The following is a 242-nucleotide window of genomic DNA, read 5'->3' as shown; positions in this document are numbered from 1 at the left end:
AGATCACCACGCGCGCCGATTTCGGCGTCGGCGGCGACCAGGTGGCCACCACCGTCGCGGCCCGCAAGCTGCTCGACATCCTGCGCGCGATGCCTGACGGCCAGGTCACGCTGTCGCTCGCCGACAAGCGCCTCACCGTTCAATCGGGCAAGAGCCGCTTCGCACTGCAGACGCTCGCGGCCGACGAGTTCCCGACCGTCGCGCAGGCGAAGGATTTCGGCGCGACGCTGACCGTCCCGCAG

The 242-nt window shown here is 70.2% G+C and carries 1 pseudogene; it reads left to right on the top strand.

The window, feature by feature from the left end:
* Window positions 1-242 (top strand): annotated as a pseudogene (locus tag SB816_RS34425) (DNA polymerase III subunit beta); the annotation flags it as partial.

The sequence above is a fragment of the Achromobacter sp. SIMBA_011 genome, assembly GCF_046535435.1.
Taxonomy (GTDB): domain Bacteria; phylum Pseudomonadota; class Gammaproteobacteria; order Burkholderiales; family Burkholderiaceae_B; genus Achromobacter; species Achromobacter dolens.
This window is presented reverse-complemented; position numbering and strand designations above follow the sequence as displayed.